The 16422-nt window shown below is 49.2% G+C and carries 20 protein-coding genes; 5 read left to right on the top strand and 15 right to left on the bottom strand.

Going from position 1 to position 16422, the window contains the following annotated elements; all coding sequences use genetic code 11:
• Positions 1 to 67: 67 nt before the first annotated feature.
• The 8 genes from EKM99_RS00705 to EKM99_RS00670 form a co-directional block, all read right to left on the bottom strand.
• Positions 68 to 712 (bottom strand): HAD-IA family hydrolase, encoded by a 645-nt coding sequence (locus EKM99_RS00705; protein WP_125579904.1) that lies wholly within the window; start codon positions 710 to 712, stop codon positions 68 to 70.
• Positions 713 to 1165: 453 nt separating this feature from the next.
• Entirely contained in the window at positions 1166 to 1612 is a 447-nt protein-coding gene (gene dtd / locus EKM99_RS00700; protein WP_125579902.1) for a D-aminoacyl-tRNA deacylase, read from the bottom strand.
• A 14-nt stretch (positions 1613 to 1626) separates the two neighbouring features.
• Complete coding sequence (locus EKM99_RS00695) at positions 1627 to 3861, bottom strand: RelA/SpoT family protein (RefSeq protein ID WP_125579900.1); 2235 nt, start codon at positions 3859 to 3861, stop codon at positions 1627 to 1629.
• A 45-nt stretch (positions 3862 to 3906) separates the two neighbouring features.
• Positions 3907 to 4242, bottom strand: coding sequence for a hypothetical protein (locus EKM99_RS00690; RefSeq protein ID WP_125579898.1), 336 nt, complete (start codon positions 4240 to 4242; stop codon positions 3907 to 3909).
• Between the two features lie 491 nt (positions 4243 to 4733).
• Positions 4734 to 5486: a 16S rRNA (uracil(1498)-N(3))-methyltransferase gene (locus EKM99_RS00685; protein ID WP_125579896.1), complete on the bottom strand. Its 753-nt coding sequence runs from the start codon at positions 5484 to 5486 to the stop codon at positions 4734 to 4736.
• Between the two features lie 2 nt (positions 5487 to 5488).
• Positions 5489 to 6439, bottom strand: coding sequence for a 50S ribosomal protein L11 methyltransferase (gene prmA, locus EKM99_RS00680; RefSeq protein ID WP_125579894.1), 951 nt, complete (start codon positions 6437 to 6439; stop codon positions 5489 to 5491).
• Between the two features lie 242 nt (positions 6440 to 6681).
• Positions 6682 to 6999 (bottom strand): hypothetical protein, encoded by a 318-nt coding sequence (locus tag EKM99_RS00675; protein ID WP_125579892.1) that lies wholly within the window; start codon positions 6997 to 6999, stop codon positions 6682 to 6684.
• Positions 7000 to 7292: 293 nt separating this feature from the next.
• Complete coding sequence (locus EKM99_RS00670; RefSeq protein WP_125579890.1) at positions 7293 to 7688, bottom strand: iron-sulfur cluster biosynthesis family protein; 396 nt, start codon at positions 7686 to 7688, stop codon at positions 7293 to 7295.
• Between the two features lie 181 nt (positions 7689 to 7869).
• Between EKM99_RS00670 and mscL the strand changes: the two genes are divergently transcribed.
• The 5 genes from mscL to EKM99_RS00645 all read left to right on the top strand — a co-directional run bounded on the left by mscL (position 7870) and on the right by EKM99_RS00645 (position 10896).
• Positions 7870 to 8244, top strand: a complete 375-nt coding sequence (mscL, locus tag EKM99_RS00665; RefSeq protein WP_125579888.1) for a large-conductance mechanosensitive channel protein MscL — start codon at positions 7870 to 7872, stop codon at positions 8242 to 8244.
• A gap of 289 nt (positions 8245 to 8533) precedes the next feature.
• Positions 8534 to 9172 carry a sunset domain-containing protein gene (locus EKM99_RS00660; RefSeq protein WP_125579886.1) on the top strand — a complete coding sequence of 213 codons (639 nt, stop codon included), beginning with the start codon at positions 8534 to 8536 and terminating at the stop codon, positions 9170 to 9172.
• Positions 9173 to 9175: 3 nt separating this feature from the next.
• On the top strand, positions 9176 to 10045 hold the full coding sequence (locus EKM99_RS00655; protein WP_125579884.1) for a DNA/RNA non-specific endonuclease: 870 nt from the start codon (positions 9176 to 9178) through the stop codon (positions 10043 to 10045).
• 64 nt (positions 10046 to 10109) lie between these two features.
• Positions 10110 to 10361 carry a hypothetical protein gene (locus tag EKM99_RS00650; protein WP_125579882.1) on the top strand — a complete coding sequence of 84 codons (252 nt, stop codon included), beginning with the start codon at positions 10110 to 10112 and terminating at the stop codon, positions 10359 to 10361.
• Positions 10362 to 10533: 172 nt separating this feature from the next.
• Entirely contained in the window at positions 10534 to 10896 is a 363-nt protein-coding gene (locus EKM99_RS00645; protein WP_125579880.1) for a hypothetical protein, read from the top strand.
• A gap of 104 nt (positions 10897 to 11000) precedes the next feature.
• Here EKM99_RS00645 and EKM99_RS00640 read toward each other — a convergent pair whose 3' ends face one another.
• The 7 genes from EKM99_RS00640 to dltC form a co-directional block, all read right to left on the bottom strand.
• The gene (locus EKM99_RS00640; protein ID WP_125579878.1) at positions 11001 to 11243 is read right to left on the bottom strand and encodes a hypothetical protein; all 243 of its coding nucleotides are present in this window, start codon (positions 11241 to 11243) and stop codon (positions 11001 to 11003) included.
• 192 nt (positions 11244 to 11435) lie between these two features.
• Entirely contained in the window at positions 11436 to 11627 is a 192-nt protein-coding gene (locus EKM99_RS00635; RefSeq protein ID WP_125579876.1) for a Panacea domain-containing protein, read from the bottom strand.
• A 21-nt stretch (positions 11628 to 11648) separates the two neighbouring features.
• A complete protein-coding gene (locus EKM99_RS00630) occupies positions 11649 to 11828 on the bottom strand; it encodes a hypothetical protein (RefSeq protein WP_125579874.1) in 180 nt (59 codons plus the stop codon).
• A gap of 397 nt (positions 11829 to 12225) precedes the next feature.
• Complete coding sequence (locus tag EKM99_RS00625; protein ID WP_225419737.1) at positions 12226 to 12489, bottom strand: AbrB/MazE/SpoVT family DNA-binding domain-containing protein; 264 nt, start codon at positions 12487 to 12489, stop codon at positions 12226 to 12228.
• A gap of 396 nt (positions 12490 to 12885) precedes the next feature.
• On the bottom strand, positions 12886 to 14718 hold the full coding sequence (lepA, locus tag EKM99_RS00620) for a translation elongation factor 4 (RefSeq protein WP_125579870.1): 1833 nt from the start codon (positions 14716 to 14718) through the stop codon (positions 12886 to 12888).
• 159 nt (positions 14719 to 14877) lie between these two features.
• The gene (gene dltD, locus EKM99_RS00615; protein ID WP_125579868.1) at positions 14878 to 16167 is read right to left on the bottom strand and encodes a D-alanyl-lipoteichoic acid biosynthesis protein DltD; all 1290 of its coding nucleotides are present in this window, start codon (positions 16165 to 16167) and stop codon (positions 14878 to 14880) included.
• A gap of 3 nt (positions 16168 to 16170) precedes the next feature.
• Entirely contained in the window at positions 16171 to 16404 is a 234-nt protein-coding gene (dltC, locus tag EKM99_RS00610; protein ID WP_125579866.1) for a D-alanine--poly(phosphoribitol) ligase subunit DltC, read from the bottom strand.
• Between the last annotated feature and the right edge of the window lie 18 nt (positions 16405 to 16422).

The following is a 16422-nucleotide window of genomic DNA, read 5'->3' as shown; positions in this document are numbered from 1 at the left end:
TTTGTTTGTTGGTCGCAGCCTCTTTTTACTTTGGAACTTACATTACTGAAACGTGTACCAGAAGACGCTATTCTTCAGTCAACCAATCTTGCAACTCAGCGAACCGAATCACCCGAATCTCCGGCTGACTTTCATCGACAATCAAATGTTCCGGGTCAAACAAAGCGCCCGCCATCCCCGCGCGGTGTCCCGCCTGAACGTCCAGGTTACGGTCACCAATCATTAACGCCTCTTGTCGGTCGACGTTGTATTGTTTCGCCAGCGCCAACAGACTTGTTGGATCCGGTTTGCGGGGATAGTCGTCATCGGCGGTCACCGCACCACTGAAGTATTGCGCCATGTTCAGCTGTGATAAGCGATCCATAGCGTGATGATCCCGGTGCGTCAATAAGAAGTTACGCCCACCGGCAGCGACCGTTGCTGCCAACAGCTCCGCGGCGCCATCAAAGGCTGGTGCATCCTTCACACGGGGCGCTGCCTGTTTCTGGTAGACTTTCGTTAATCGCTCACGATTCAAACGAAATTCGGCTGTGAACCGCTGGAGGGCGTTGCCCAGACTGTGTTGCCGCATTGCCCGGTAAATTTCTTCTTGGTCTAATTCAAAATTACTGACGCCACAAGCCTCAAGGGCTTCACCAAAGGCGGCGACCATTCCTGGATAAGTATCCACCAAGGTACCGTCAAAGTCCCAAAATAATTGTTGGTAACGCATACGTTTTTCCTCCTTTAAAAAACGGCTAGTTTCCTGGTTAGAAGCTGGCCGTTTTTTGGTGTTGTGGTTTGTTGGAGCGGGTTGAATTGGTTGGTGCGAGCAATCGTTCCGCTGGGCCTGGGTTTAGTGCTAGGTCTTTTCGGTTTTGTTTCTTTAGTACGTTTGACTAGCTCTACACGGAACAATCCCGAGTCTGGCAGCCTCTGAAACGTGCTACGCGGGGCAGGTCCCTGCGCTTAACCCGACACCTAGCTTGGGTACTCGATCTTTCTGTTTCCATTCCTTTAGTACGTTTGACTAGCTCTACACGGAACAATCCCGAGTCTGGCAGCCTCTGAAACGTGCTACGCGAGCCAGTCTCCTGCGCTTAACCCGGCTAAGAAAATATCCCAAACCCAGGGATATTCCCTTAGCCACGTTAATGCTCAGAGTCTAACCGGCTCGCTCCGCACTCTACTTCTCATCCGTATCAAACCAAATCGTAACAGGTCCTTCATTAATCAAGGCCACGCGCATGTCTGCGCCGAAGACACCTGTTTCTACGTGACGGCCCGTTGCCGCTAACTTTTCGTTGAATTCATCGTAGATTTTCTCTGCGTGGGCTGGGTCGCCGGCATCTACAAAGCTTGGCCGGTTGCCCTTCTTGGTGTTGGCGTAGAGGGTGAACTGGGAAACGGACAGGATGCTGCCATCCACGTCCTCGATGCTCTTGTTCATCTTGCCGTCCTCATCTTCAAAGACGCGCAACTTGGTAATCTTGTGAACCAGGTAGTCGACCTGTTCGCTGGTGTCGCTGTCTTCCGCGCCGACCAGTAACAAGTACCCCTCTGCGATTGATCCCTTCACGGCCCCGTCAACTAACACACTGGACTGTCTGACTCGTTGTAGTAAAACTCGCATCGCTTGACCCTTCCTTAATGGAACGCCCGCTTAACCACGTAAACGTCCGGAATATTTTTAATATTATCCAAAATCCGTTGTAAATCGATTTGATTCCGCGTACCCAAACTGATGGAAATCGTGGCCATCTTGTTGTGGTCAACCTTACCGTTGATTGAGGTCAGGTACTTGGTATTGTTGTTGATCATCCGCAAAACGTCGTTCAACAAACCATTACGGTTGTAACCTTGAACCTCGATATCGGCGTTGTAGTTGGTCTTATCGCCAGCCTTGTTGCCCCAGCGAACATCCACTAAGCGCTCACCGTTTTGCTCCGCGTTTTTCACGTTCGGACAATCTTGCCGGTGAACCGACACGCCGCGGCCTTTGGTGATATATCCAACGATATCGTCACCCGGGACTGGTGAACAGCAGTGGCTCAACCGAATCAAGAGGTTATCGACACCTTCAATGACCACACCGTCAGAGTCCTTAGACTTTTTCCGATCCTTTTTGTCATTGTCGGTATCATTCTTGATTGTCTGATGCTCTTCCAATAGTTCCCGTTCTTCTTGGCGCCGGCGTTCGTCTTCTTCTGCCTGCCGCACACCCTCGGTCAAACGGTTCGCGACACCACGCGGTTGTAAGTCGCCAAAGCCAATGGCGGCCAACAAATCATCCGCGTGCTGGTAATGCATCTTCGCCGTGACCTGTTCCATATTTTCCTTGGTCATCAGGCCCTTCGGATCGTAGCCCAAGTCGCGAATCGTCCGTTCCACGGCGTCCTGACCGGAAACGATGTTTTGTTCACGGTCGGCAGCGCGGAAGAACTGTTTGATTTTGTTCCGTGCCCGGCGCGTTGATACCAGTTTCAACCAATCCCGACTGGGACCAGCCGAACTGCTGGACGTTCGGATATCCACAATGTCCCCATTTTTAATTTCATAGTTCAACGGGACAATCTTGCCGTTGATCGTGGCACCAGTCGTGTGGTGACCGACCTCGGTATGGATTGCGTAGGCCATGTCTAGTGGCCCCGCGCCCTTGGGCAACTCCAGAACATCCCCCTTAGGCGTAAATGCATATACGTAATCGCCAAAGAGTTCGCCTTTGACGCTGTCCATAAAGTCGGAGGCATCATCGGTATCTTCCTGCAATTCAATGATGTGCTTAAACAAGTTCAGTTTGTCACCAGAATTGGTCTCAGCGACCTTATCCGTGACCCCTTCCTTGTAAGCCCAGTGCGCCGCAACCCCAAATTCAGCGACGGCATGCATTTCCTTCGTTCGAATCTGAACTTCCAACGGCTTGCCCTCGGGACCGATAACCGTGGTATGCAGAGATTGATACATATTGGCCTTGGGCATCGCAATGTAGTCCTTAAACCGGCCAGGCATGGGCTTCCACTGTGAATGAATCGCGCCCAGTACCGCGTAACAATCCTTAATGGTATCGACAATGACCCGAATCGCCAGCAGATCGTAAATCTGGCTGAATTGCTTGTGTTGATCCTTCATTTTCCGGTAAACGGAGTAAATGTGCTTGGGACGCCCGTAGATTTCGGGCTTCAATTTCAAATCCTTGATGGACGCCTGAATATCATTAATCGCGCCCGCAATGTACTTCTCCCGCTGATCTCGCCGGGAATTCATCAGGTGAACGATCCGGTAATATTGCTGCGGGTTCAAATAACGCAGGGAAATATCCTCCAGTTCCCACTTGATGGTACTAATCCCCAAACGGTCAGCCAATGGCGCATAAATTTCCAACGTTTCGTTGGCGATTCGTCGCTGCTTGTCAGGACGCAGGTGCTCCAGCGTCCGCATGTTGTGGAGACGATCGGCCAACTTCACAATCATGACCCGAATGTCCTTGGACATGGCGAGCAACAGTTTTCGGTGATTTTCTGCCAGCTGTTCCCGGTTAGATTTATACTTAATCTTTCCCAACTTGGTGACGCCATCAACGATCAATGCTACGTCATCACCAAACAGCTCACGCACATCACTCAGTGTGACGCCGGTATCTTCCACAATATCGTGCAGAAAACCAGCTGAAACCGTTTCGGGATCCATGTTCAGGTCCGCCAAGATTCCGGCCACCTGAATGGGATGCATGATATAGGGTTCGCCAGATTGACGGATTTGATCCTTGTGGGCAACCGTTGCAAAATGGCAGGCCTTGACCACCATTTCAACGTGTTCCGCATTCATATATTTACTGACCCTGGCAATTACTTCCTTAGCCGTCCAGACGCGTTCTTTGGTCATACGGACGCCACCACCCTTAGTTTTTTTAAAATTAATCGTTGTGCTTTATGACTTTGTGCCGTTTTTAGCTTGTGCTAACCCGTAAGCTAAATAGGAAACGCATAAATAAACAATAGCAAAATAATAGGTATATTGTGGTAAGAACCACAGGGAACCTGCTAGGTAGATCAGTGGCCAAATCAACAGCCACCAGCCTGGTTGGGCCTTCCGGTAAATCAACCGTCCTAACACAATCGCTAAGCAACCGTTGATGATAATCAATAATAGGCCAAAGCGCATAACGGCGCTAATCCCAACTACCGTCGCCAGTGCTGGCAGTGCCAGTCCCATCACAATGGCGACCACCCAGTAGCGCCACCCAATTCTCTCCAAAAAAGCCATCCCACTCACCCATCTCTCTTAATAATTGCAACTATTTTAGCATGTTTCGAGTGAGATTACACCCTGTGACCGGCCATCCGGCCTAATTTTAAGACTAATCCTAAGTGTTGAACCTTTAAGGACAATTAGAACGGGCCAGCTAACAAAGATTCAATCCGCAAAATTGGTTAAAACTTACCACCTGCGGCTGCCAGAGATTCCGGCGTCTATGGGGACCGCCTGCGGCCTGAGGAACGGTCCTCCAGCTCGGTTTGAAGCCTGCCAAAACCCAGCAGTCTCCAAACGCGTCCCACGCTGTAAGCTGGTTCCCAGCTAACACCGTTATCACAGCTGCCTGCACCTCTGGCCTCCTCCGGTTACAACCGTTTGTCAACCCAACACTGATGTGACCATCGTTGGACTGGTAACGATTATCTGCAATCATTGGCCACCTTCTACACAGGTGGAAGTGAGCCAACTGTAGGCTCATGAGTTTTGACTCTCTATCCAGTCTACCGTGGCTGTTGTAGCTCCAACACCATGGAGACTGCCGACAAGAAATACAAAGGCGCCGTTTCGGTCCGCAAAATGCGTGGGCCTAAGCCGACCAACGTGGCGTTCAACGCCTGGGCCTTCGCAACTTCTGCCGGGCTAATGCCACCTTCAGGTCCAAACACTGCCAACAACCGTTGTCCTGGCTTAATAGCCTGTAACTGTTGATTCAAAGCGCTCTGTTCGCCCTGTTTGGCTGATTCTTCATAAGCAACGACTGCCACGTCATGCGGTGCCTCTAGGGCCGTTGCCAGATTCTTGGCGTAACGCACCGTGGGCCGCCGCAACCGGTGGGCCTGTTCCGCAGCGCCATGCGCAATCTTCGTCAACCGGGCCAATTTTTTGTCGACCTTATTGGCTTGCCACTTGGCAACGGACCAATCGGATGCATAAAAAATCACTTGGTTAACACCTAACTCGGTCGCCTTTTGCGTGATCCACTCGGCCTTTTCTTGCTTTGGTAACCCACAAACGATGGTCACGTCAACCGGCAGTTCGACAGCTGGCGTGGGCACCGCCGTTAGAGTTACCGTCGCCGTGTCAGCTGCCAAGGTGGTTAATTCACCTTGAAACAGGTGCGCGGTCGCGTCGACAAATTCTGCTTCATCGCCGACGGTTGCCCGGAGTACTGTGACCCAGTGATGATAGATAGCAGCTGGTAAAGTGAGCTGTTCGCCATCTCGACTGGTTTCTTCCAAGAAGTACCGTTGCATGTTTATTCATCCTCCGTTGGCTTGTGGGCAATCACGCCACGCCAATCTTTCATCTGTAAAATGTTATCAATGATAAATCCCTGCTTTTCTTGGGCAGCCACGACTTCGGCTAACTTGTCCGCAATGATGCCAGAGGTCAGGAAATAGCCACCCTCATGCAAGTTTTCCCACGCTTGGGGAATCAGGGGCAAGATAATTTCGGCCAAAATATTGGCAACGACTAAATCAACCGGTTGGTGAATGCCCTTCAAGAGATCATTAGGCTTCGCCACCACATCAGCCGCAATGGGATTTAAATCCAAATTGGCCTTTGCCGAACGGACCGCAACCTCATCCAAATCGAAAGCCGTGATATCCTTAACGCCCATATACTTGGCCGCAATGCTCAGCACGCCTGACCCGGTCCCAACGTCATACATGGTTTCGCCGCCGCGCACAACCATTTCTAAGGCGGTCATGGACAGCCGCGTCGTGGGATGAGTCCCCGTACCAAAGGCCATCCCCGGATCCAAACGAATCACGTGCTCGTCACTTTGAACCGGTTGATAGTTTTCCCAACTAGGACTGACCGTTAAGTAACGGGTGACCCGGACTGGATGGTAGTATTTCTGCCAAGCAGTGGCCCAACTCTCATCATCAACGGCCTTGGTCGTCACGGTTCCGGGTGTCGGATCAAGCCCAAATTTAGCCAGTTCACTGACCCGTTGTTTAATGGTGGGTAAAATTTCTGGAACAAACACCGTTTCGGGATAGTAAGCACTGATTTCGGCCCCGGTCGTCCGGTGGGGAATCGTGTCCAAATCAACGATCTCGCCATATTTGCCCGGCTTCAGGTTCGCGTAGTCGGCCGCATCCTCAATCTTGACACCACTGGCCCCGGCCTCCTGTAAAATATTGCTGACGGCCTCCACGGCTTCGTTCGTGGTAATGACACTGACTTCGGTCCATTCCATAATGTTTCGTCCTCCTCGGCGTTTAAGTTAAATCATTTATTTTTGTCTTATTTTGAATCGTTTAAATCGATAGGGCTAATCTGTCACCCCGCCAACGACTTACGCTGGCTCAACAAACTGTCCTTTTTATTATAAAGGAGTCACGCTAGAATTGCCAAAATTCGGGCTAAAGAAAAGAGCCAGGAACAAGTTATCTTGTCCCCAGCTCACCGCTAAACGTAAAATAATTAACAAAAACGGTCCTAGACCTTCTCGGCATCGCTCGTGTGGTCAGCGTGGCGTTGTTCCCGCTGGGCAAGATGCGTTTCCAAGTAATCTAACATATCCGCCTCATTTTGAAACACGCGTGGGTGCTTTTGCTTGTGCAGTCGCAAATCAATCTCGTTGATTCGCTGACGGCCGGTCCACGTGTGACCATAACGAATGATTACCCGATTATTGAGTGAATCTTGCCCGAACTTGAAGACGTAGACGCTCTCTGGCGCCATTAATGGCCGGATGTACGACTTTTCGTAGCGATAATTATTTTGTCGTAAAAACTCTTTGGTTCGACTCAGCATTGGTAATCACCTCCTAATTCATGACAATCTACTGGGTTCTCAGCCTACTATAGGCCGACTCGGTTGCCCAACACTTTAAAATGTATCAATAATTGATAATAGTTGATTTTCAAATAGATTGCAAGCAAAATGTCTGGCTACCCGAACTTTTTCAATCATATTTGCAAAAATTTCAAACGGCGGGCACCGACTTGAAACCACTTACATTGTTATTGTACTATACTTTGACGGGGTTTTAAACCAGTTGCGCCAGAAAAAATCAAGCAACTTTAGTATCGTCAAAACTAGGCGGACTAACAGGACGATCCGTTCACCTTAATCCCCTGGGCAAACGCCGCTAACACGTCCGCACCATTGGCAATCTGCACGGCATTATCCAGCGCATGCGCGTCGTCCTTGATTGAGATTTGACCATTGCGGTAGTCCATTTTGACGCCAGTTTCCAAGAATATCAAATCGTACGTCGACGTCCACAGGTGGATGCCTTGAGCATTTTCCAACGGAATCGGATAGTCCTGATCTGGTGCATCAATGACAATCAACGTGAAGTTCGTGCCGATAGTACAGGCACCTCCCTGTAAGGAATACTTGCCACCACCATCATCTGTTAACAAAATCAGGTCTTTGGTGGCTAACTGCTTCCGGCGCAACAGATCTACTAATGAATCGCTCAACTGTATCTTGGCCATTACGGGGTCCCTCCTCAGGGTGCTTGCAACTATTCCCCTTCATTTTAAGTCATCGCGCTAGCTTTTGCATCCCCAGTCTCCTGTACATCGGTGGCAAAACGTTCTAGCCCCAGCGTTTTGGTTGCATTTTCTTAGCAAATCGTTAAGAATAGGAGGCAAATCATCAGAGGAGGCGTCATTCGTGCTAAAAGAATTCAAAGACTTCATTGCCCGTGGTAACGTGATGGACCTGGCCGTTGGGGTCATCGTGGGGGCAGCGTTCACCGCAATTGTGAACTCACTGGTCACCAACCTGATCAACCCCCTGCTAGGAATTTTCGTTGGGAGCATCGACTTCTCTAACTTGGTCCTAACCGTGGGTAGCGCCCATTTTCGCTACGGTGCGTTCATTAATTCCGTCATCAACTTTTTGATTATCGCGTTTGTGGTTTTCCTGCTGATCAAGCTGCTCAATAAGGTGCTTGCTAAACCAGCCGAGCAACCCAGTGAACCGGTGCCAACGCAGGAAGAGACTTATTTGAAAGAAATTGTGGAACTGCTCAAACAACCAAAATAATTCGAGAGTGGAACAAAAACCTTAGCTGGCTTCTGCCCCACGTTTTCACAATATAGGATTAGAGCCGTCTGAGTCTGGGGATTGTCCCAGGCTCTTTCTTTTGCCCAATCGTTTTATTAGCGACGTAAATAAATCGCAAAATTTCGTCAATAACCACAATCTTTAGAAATAATTTAAAAAAGTCTTGCGACCAAGGCATTCGCCCCGTAGAATTGGTGATGGGTCACAACCATTTTGAACACGATGCTTACACGTAGATTGGCAAATCAAGAGAAAGCGAGTCGTACATATGACATTTGCACTTATCTGGGTCATCCTCTGGGGTGGCGCCGCCTACTGGGCCTTCAAGCGGCCCAATCGGCGAAAAATTATGGGCAGCACCTTCATTTTCTTCGCGCTCTTTGGCGGAATCGTCGGGTTAGCTGCCAGCAATCCCCAACCGACCGTCAAAACAAAGACCGTCCAAGTGGGTACTCAGCGGTTAGCGCGGGCCAAGTCGGAATCCCGACGACTGGCAATTATTGCGAGTCAACAAGCGTCTACCAGCCAAAAGTTAGACGACCAGTCCAGCTCACAAGCAGCGTCTGTCGCTGCCGCTTCCAGCAAGGCGCTGAGTAGCAGTCAGGCGGCCAGCCGCGCCACCGCTAAGCAGGAATCGAAAGCGGCCGCCCAACAAGCCGCTGCAGCAAAATCTGCTAGTCGTGAGGCCGCCGCCAGTTCGCGCCAGGCGACGACGCAAACCAGTCACGCCAAACACACCCAGGGCAATTTAACGACTGGCAAGGATGGCAAGATTATCGGCAACAAGAATTCCAAAATTTATCATGTGCCTGGTCAAGCCGGCTACCACATGAATAGTAGCAACGCCGTTTACTTCCAAACGGAAGCGCAAGCCAAAGCGGCCGGCTACAGAAAGGCGTTGCGCTAACTTATGAAAAAAATCACATCAATGACCTTCACCCTGCTGAGTCTCTTCCTGGTAGGCCTCAGTGGCTGCACCAGCAACAAAGAAACCGCAGCCGCCAACGAGACCAGTACCAAAGTCGTTTACAATCATCACCCCCAACAAGCGGCTAAAAAGTTAGAGAAAGCTAACGCCGCCGAAAGTACCCGGCTGTCCAGTGAAAAGACCGCGTTGGCCCACCGTAAAGCGCAGCTGAAAACCAAAAAGGCCGCCAAGAAGACGACCTCTAAAGCCAGCACAACCACGAAGCCTAAAGCAAAGACGAATTTGGCAGCGCTAACCTATAGCGGTACTCAGGAAATCACTGTCAATCACAACAACCCCGGCTTCAGTCGTAAGCAATTGTCCAAGGCACATGGTGCCTGGCAAACCTATCACAATTTAGACAGCAACAACCGTGTCACCGGGGCCGCTGCACTCCTCAACCAGTCGTTGATGCCACACGCAGCCCGCGAATCCTTAACGGTCGATCCCACGGGGTGGCACAACAAACGGACCCAACATGGTTGGTTGTATAATCGAAGCCATTTGATTGGCTACCAATTCACCGGCCAAAATAATAATCCCAAGAATCTGATGACCGGGACGCGGACCCTGAACAGTCCCTTGATGCTCCACAACGAAATGGATGTCGCCACCTACCTGCACGCCAGCAAGGCCAATTACGTTCGGTACACGGTGACGCCTATCTTCCGCGGCAACGAGTTGGTCGCCCGCGGGGTTCAGATGCGGGCCCAGTCACTTGGCTCCAATGAAATTCATTTCAACGTTTACATTTTCAATGTCGAACCGGGTTACACCATCGACTACAACACCGGCTACAGTCACGCCAGTTAAGCCACAGTCCAAATTCTGAAGACCTTAAAAGCTGCCAATTGATTCCCCAGGGAGGAAAATTCACATGAAGACACTACGCAAAGCACTGACCATCATCGCCATCACCTTTACCTTAGGTGGCGTCGTTGAACCCCTCACCGCTCCAATTCCTGATGCGCAAGCCAAGTCAGTTAAGGTTTGGATCGCACCCCATCATGGTTTCCGCTACCACTACGACAAGACTTGCCGGGGCTTAAGCAATGCTGGAAAACTGAAACATGTCACTAAGAAATGGGCTAAGAGTCATCACTACACCCTGTGCCACTGGGAAAAATAAGCAGTAAAGGGTCGCGACAACGTCGCGGCCCTTTTGCCAGTCCAAGATGACGGCTTACTATTTGCTTGTAAAATGCTATACTATTGGGAGAGTCATGAACCTAGCACGACTGATCCATGCCACAAGATTTCGTTATTTTTACATAATATAGTGAATCAAGAGGTCGACGAAGATGAAAGAACAACAAACTGATTTTACAGAAACTGATTGGCAACGGGCCCAAACGGCGGTCTTTGACGAATACGACCTGTTCACCAAACAACTTCACGTGGAAGGTGTGGACTACACCATTTTGCAGGCCCGCCGCATCGTGATTTACCAGGATTTAATTGAAGAATGGCGTCACAGTGCGCCAACTTTGAAAGTTGATCTAGAAGACAACACGCAGGCCTTAACGGTGTTCGAGGATCTCGCAACCGATGGCAAATGCCACTTGCTGGACCGCTGCGCTAAGAAAATGGAAAAATGGCCGGATTACATCCCCTCACCACTGACGATTTGGTTGGAGCTGGCGGAAGATGCGGAGCGTGAGTAAGGCCCTTGACCTTTAAACGGTTAATGAAGGAATTGTCGAAACGATTAGCTGTTAGCCTAAAAATAACCAGGAACTTGTCAACGTGACGAGTCCCTGGTTATTTTTTAAACCCGTTGGCCATAGTCCAACAACCTTAATCTTTCTAATTTATTCAGTCGCGATTCCACTTCGTCGGCAGAAACCGGTAGGCCGCCAACTGGAATCACACAGTCGTTGGTCCACGACCAGTTACAGATCTGTTCGAGCACTTTCAGATCCACCTCATCTAAATCGTCAATCACAAGTGGTAATCGGTCCAAAAACGCTGCCGATCCGCCGTGAAACGTAAACGCTAATCCCTTGGTCATGAGTCCTTCACTCCCCCTAAGTATTGCACGTCTAATCCCATTAATGATACTTGTAGCCTACCATTGTTGGGGTTAGGGGTGGGACTGGGGCGACTTGTCTGGATAGCTCAGTTTATGAACGAACTGGATTTTCGCTTAGAATTTTTGTCACAATAAAAATAGCCGCTAACTGGCTCGGTTCGATTCGCTTGGTCATAATTTAACGACCTCAGCTTTAAAATAACTTGCCATTAATTGCGCATCAATTGGTCGACTTTGAGGCGTCTCTTTCCAAGGACGCTCCTGATGTGTTTGATTCATCAATTGAATAGCCGACATCTCACCAAAGGTCTGCCAGACAGCTTGAACCACAATTTTCATCCGCTCATCATTGTTAATTTCCACATAATCCGCCTGGGCTTTAAGCTAATCCCTATTGTCGTCTTCAGGAAAGATTCGACTGTTCTCAAACACGTTAGGAAGTCTAGCTTTGATCAGTGCACGTTCGGCCCAGAATTCAGCCTTGTCACGCTTAAATGAGGCCACGTCTTTCGCTTGGCGTTCATCCTCAGTCTTACGATCAGCGCCCTTTTCTTCAGCTGACATTTGGGCACATTCTTCTCCCTTAGCCCGCTTGAAGTGCTACATCATTAATTAAATTTGACTAAACAGATTGTCATAGATAGTTTCCATTCGTTTTCCAATACTATTAATTTCATAATCGGGTCCACTCATATCGTGCTCAACCAATCCAAAATTGTAGTTAGTTGAGAAATGGTCGAATGCTTCCTCATCACCGTAGAACAAGTTGTAGCCCAGTCGTGATAACCTTATAACCCTTGAAAGGGGAATCAACGTACTTCTGAATAAAATCATAGTCATCTTTATTAATGGCGAGAACAGCCACGTTAATCACCCCTTTCCTTTACTGAACGGATTAGTCTGAATTATATTACCAGTATGCTTGTTAACCATAACCCGCAAAGAGAGATCTTCTTTGGTTCTACAGTAATTCTTTCCCGACGTTAATTCCCCAATCGAATGCTTTAGCGTCCCTATTGGATTTGCGATAACAATCACTATCAAAATTCTTGAATCGCTCAGCTAATTTAGACATTGACGGTACCTTCTCGATGACAATTTTATCTTTTTCAACGCTAATTTCTAGTCTCTGGCCAACCGGGTTTATCATGCCAATACTAGCTAACATGCTTTTCGAAAGTCGAATACCTTGCGAATTGCCCCACTTAGTAATCTTCACCTGCATCAAAATAACCACCTCTCATCGCCAGGTACGGTGATTGCTCTATACTTCCCAGTCATACTATATTTCCTTGCGCAACTACTACAAACAGTGTAACGCAATGTCTATACCTAGCCAAACAAAGGCTCCTCGACTCCAGACAGATTTTTTTGCAATGCGCCCCTCCTGTGCACCCCCCCGGAATTTTCTAACGCCCCGTTCGTATAGCCTGCTATGACTGACAAAAAAGCTGTGATGACTCGATTCAAAAACTAAAGGCAATCCATGAAAGACATTTTCCGATTAAATGTTCATTAATTCCCACAATCTACTCTTTACTTAGGAAGAATCCAAAAAAGCCCCATACCAAGTAATGTGTGACCACTTGGTGTGGGGCAAATACTGCTAAATCAACGTTTCTTACTTCGTTTCATCCTCATCAGTCTTCAAAACGGCCATGAACGCCTCTTGCGGGATATCCACTTTCCCCACAGCCTTCATCCGTTTCTTCCCGACCTTTTGTTTCTCTAACAATTTCATCCGCCGGGTCCGGTCACCACCGTACAGCTTGGCGGTCACGTCTTTTCGGTACGCCTTGATGGTGGTCCGGGCAATAATCTTGGCTCCGATTGCCGCCTGTACCGGAATTTCAAAGTTTTGACGAGGAATGATGCCCTTCAGCCGTGAAGCAATCTCCCGGCCGCGTTGGGCGGCGAAGGTCCGGTGCGCAATGAAGCTCAGCGCATCCACCTTGTCGCCGTTCAACAGGATATCAATCTTCACCAAATCAGCCGTCTGGTAGCCGCTACGTTCGTAATCCAACGAAGCATAGCCCCGCGTGCTCGATTTCAATTTATCAAAGAAGTCAAAAATGATTTCCGACAACGGCATGTTGTAGATAATGTTGACCCGGTAATCATCCAGGTATTCCATCGTCAGGAACTGGCCCCGTCGGTGTTGGCACAGGTCCATGACCGCCCCGACGTACTCATTAGGGGCCATGATAGTCGCCTTCACAATTGGTTCCTCAATGTGCTTGATAGCGGAAGCTTCCGGCATTTCTGCTGGGTTTTCAACTTCCTTCATGCCACCGTCCGTCAAGTACGCGTGGTAGGTAACGGATGGCGCCGTGGTGATCAAGTCTAAATTGAATTCACGTTCCAAACGTTCTTGAACCACATCCATGTGGAGCATCCCCAGGAAGCCACAACGGAACCCGAATCCCAGCGCTTGTGACGCTTCGGGTTCAAATTCCAGTGCCGCATCGTTCAGCTTCAATTTTTCCAAAGCCTCACGCAAATCATTCAGCTTGGCGTTGTCCGTTGGATACAGCCCAGCGTAAACCATTGGGCTCATTTCCCGGTAGCCTGGCAGTGCCTTCTCCGCCGGCTTGGCAGCGTTGGTCACGGTGTCCCCAACTCGGGTGTCCGTGATATCCTTGATGCTGGCCGTGATGTAGCCCACGTCACCCGCAATCAGGCAATCCCGTGAAATTGGCTTGGGTGAGTTGACCCCGACTTCGGTGACTTCATATTCACTACCGCTGTTCATCAACCGAATCTTGTCGCCCGGTTGAACGGTACCCTCAAAGACGCGGACACTCAAAACCACGCCCCGATAATCATCGTAAACGGAATCGAAGACCAAGGCCTTCAGCGGTGCATCCAAATCACCACTTGGTGCGGGTACCTTGTGCACAATTTGTTCCAACAATTCAGGAATCCCGATTCCCTGCTTGGCGCTGGCCAAAACGGCATCGGACGCATCCAAGCCAATCACATCTTCAATTTCCTTTTTGACCTTTTCCGGATCAGCGGCCGGTAAATCAATCTTGTTCACGACTGGCACAATTTCCAGGTTGTCATCCAATGCCAGGTAGACATTGGCGAGTGTCTGGGCTTCGACCCCCTGAGCGGCGTCAACGACCAAGACAGCCCCTTCACAGGCTGCGAGGCTCCGTGAGACCTCATAGGAGAAGTCGACGTGCCCTGGTGTGTCAATCAGGTGAAACTCATAGTCGTGGCCGTCATTGGCGTGATACGTCAACTCAACCGCGTTTAATTTAATCGTAATGCCCCGTTCACGCTCAAGGTCCATGTTATCCAACACCTGATCTTGCATATCGCGTTTGGAGATGGTATCCGTTAACTCCAAAATTCGGTCCGCAATCGTGGACTTCCCGTGGTCAATATGGGCCACGATGGAAAAATTGCGAATGTATTTTTGATGTTGCTTTAATTTCTCAAGATCCATGTTGATTTCCTACTTTCTTAAACGCCATGTCTTAGCAATTATACCAACCATTAGGGCCAAGTACAAACGTAACGGTTATTCTCTTCCTGGCAAATAGCCTTCACTGCCACCATCACAAAAAGCAGATACCCCGAATACCGAGATATCTGCCTCATAACACTATTTTGTCGTTGCTTCGTACTGCTTTAAAGCCGTCGGTGATAAATTCTGCCACTTGGTGGAATAGAACTTATCGTTGATGGCATAATGCGGTTGCGTTTGTTTCTTCGTTAGGAACGGATTGACCCGTTGATCAACCGCCAACCAACCACGCCAGCCCAAGTGAATCGTGTCGGTCATAAAGTACGGCACGTTCCCCTTTTGACTGAGGTCAACGATGTTGTTGAAACCTTGTGACTGCAGTTGGTAGTGAATCTTTTGGTCGAATTGCTTGAGCATCGTCGCGGATAAGCCCGTGTACTTCTGCCACTTCGCGTTGATTGGTGGAATGATGAAAAGCACGTTGGTGTTTAACCGTGCAAACTGATCCAGACAGAGCTGGAAGTCAGAAAATTCCGGTGACTTGGTGTAAGACAAGTTCTTCTGGAAATTCTTTAACTTGCCGCCCTTTAATTCTTTCTGGAGTCCCTGGTGATAGAACTTATCGCTAATTTGGAAGCGATTATCACTGGTTGCTGCCTTGCCCAATTTGCCACCAAGCTGATCCAGCGCCGAGTAGGAATAATGAGTGGGTAACTGCTTGGCTTGCTTGTTCACTTGGTTCAGATTTTGCGATGGTAAGTCAATGCCAGAGAAGAACTGATCTTCGTGCGTCAACATGTTCTTCCGTGTCTGCAGGTAGAAGCGTTGATAGTCCGTCAACTTTTCACCCTTCGCAACGCGTTGCAAGGCCGCATGAATGAACTCATCGGACTGTGCCGCCGGCATCTGGAGTAACCGTTTGGCAGCGTACTGGTCAATTGCATCGCGCCGGAAGTGGGTTAACCACTCCGCCGTTTGTAATTGTGAGTAGTAGTAACCAAACGCGTCCTTACGTGTTCCACCCTTCACGAACCATTGGGGTGAAATCACGAAGACCGCCTTCTTATTGCGCAATTCGCCTTGAATATTTTGCATGACGAAGTACTGTGTCAAAGATTGCGAACCCCGGGCACCGAGTAGAAACGGCCGGTATGACCGCTTGTACTTTTGTGCCAACACAGAAGGGTGCATGGGATCAAACCGCGACCATTCAGAAGAACCAAAGAATGGGACGTACCCATTCTTCAAGGCCTGTACCTTCATGTTCTTCCCCCGTAAAACATTGGGCGATAGTGAAACCGCCGCTTGTCGTTCACGGGCCGCACTCACGTGACTAAACCCAAGAGTAACTGGCATGGCCAGCACCGCAAAAACCAGAATTGCTGCGAGAATTAACGGACCAAAAATCCGTAGTAATCGCTTTGCCATTGGCTAGGCCAAACTTTCCACTTTCGCAATGATCTTGTTGGGCGTGTCCCACTCTGACCGCTCAAACTCGGAAACTGGCACGTTGATGCCTAAGTCCCCTTGAAGTTGTAATAATAATTGGACAGAGCCCATAGAATCCATTAAGCCGCTGTCGAACAGATTGTCATCCATTGCACCGCTAACATCGTTCCCCGTTAAGTCGTTTAAAATGCCTAATACTGTTGCTTTGATATCCATAATAATTTCCCCCTAAAT

This window comes from Levilactobacillus cerevisiae (assembly GCF_003946245.1).
Taxonomy (GTDB): domain Bacteria; phylum Bacillota; class Bacilli; order Lactobacillales; family Lactobacillaceae; genus Levilactobacillus; species Levilactobacillus cerevisiae.
The sequence above is the reverse complement of the archived record's forward strand: the minus strand, read 5'-3'. Positions and strand labels throughout refer to the sequence as shown.

What these genes read in the sequence shown, in the direction of transcription:
- EKM99_RS00705 (WP_125579904.1), bottom strand. Translation starts at nt 712, where the DNA reads ATGCGTTACCAACAATTATTTTGGGACTTTGACGGTACCTTGGTGGAT.
- dtd (WP_125579902.1), bottom strand. Translation starts at nt 1,612, where the DNA reads ATGCGAGTTTTACTACAACGAGTCAGACAGTCCAGTGTGTTAGTTGAC.
- EKM99_RS00695 (WP_125579900.1), bottom strand. Translation starts at nt 3,861, where the DNA reads ATGACCAAAGAACGCGTCTGGACGGCTAAGGAAGTAATTGCCAGGGTC.
- EKM99_RS00690 (WP_125579898.1), bottom strand. Translation starts at nt 4,242, where the DNA reads ATGGCTTTTTTGGAGAGAATTGGGTGGCGCTACTGGGTGGTCGCCATT.
- EKM99_RS00685 (WP_125579896.1), bottom strand. Translation starts at nt 5,486, where the DNA reads ATGCAACGGTACTTCTTGGAAGAAACCAGTCGAGATGGCGAACAGCTC.
- prmA (WP_125579894.1), bottom strand. Translation starts at nt 6,439, where the DNA reads ATGGAATGGACCGAAGTCAGTGTCATTACCACGAACGAAGCCGTGGAG.
- EKM99_RS00675 (WP_125579892.1), bottom strand. Translation starts at nt 6,999, where the DNA reads ATGCTGAGTCGAACCAAAGAGTTTTTACGACAAAATAATTATCGCTAC.
- EKM99_RS00670 (WP_125579890.1), bottom strand. Translation starts at nt 7,688, where the DNA reads ATGGCCAAGATACAGTTGAGCGATTCATTAGTAGATCTGTTGCGCCGG.
- EKM99_RS00660 (WP_125579886.1), top strand. Translation starts at nt 8,534, where the DNA reads ATGACATTTGCACTTATCTGGGTCATCCTCTGGGGTGGCGCCGCCTAC.
- EKM99_RS00655 (WP_125579884.1), top strand. Translation starts at nt 9,176, where the DNA reads ATGAAAAAAATCACATCAATGACCTTCACCCTGCTGAGTCTCTTCCTG.
- EKM99_RS00650 (WP_125579882.1), top strand. Translation starts at nt 10,110, where the DNA reads ATGAAGACACTACGCAAAGCACTGACCATCATCGCCATCACCTTTACC.
- EKM99_RS00645 (WP_125579880.1), top strand. Translation starts at nt 10,534, where the DNA reads ATGAAAGAACAACAAACTGATTTTACAGAAACTGATTGGCAACGGGCC.
- EKM99_RS00640 (WP_125579878.1), bottom strand. Translation starts at nt 11,243, where the DNA reads ATGACCAAGGGATTAGCGTTTACGTTTCACGGCGGATCGGCAGCGTTT.
- EKM99_RS00630 (WP_125579874.1), bottom strand. Translation starts at nt 11,828, where the DNA reads ATGTCAGCTGAAGAAAAGGGCGCTGATCGTAAGACTGAGGATGAACGC.
- EKM99_RS00625 (WP_225419737.1), bottom strand. Translation starts at nt 12,489, where the DNA reads ATGCAGGTGAAGATTACTAAGTGGGGCAATTCGCAAGGTATTCGACTT.
- lepA (WP_125579870.1), bottom strand. Translation starts at nt 14,718, where the DNA reads ATGGATCTTGAGAAATTAAAGCAACATCAAAAATACATTCGCAATTTT.
- dltD (WP_125579868.1), bottom strand. Translation starts at nt 16,167, where the DNA reads ATGGCAAAGCGATTACTACGGATTTTTGGTCCGTTAATTCTCGCAGCA.
- dltC (WP_125579866.1), bottom strand. Translation starts at nt 16,404, where the DNA reads ATGGATATCAAAGCAACAGTATTAGGCATTTTAAACGACTTAACGGGG.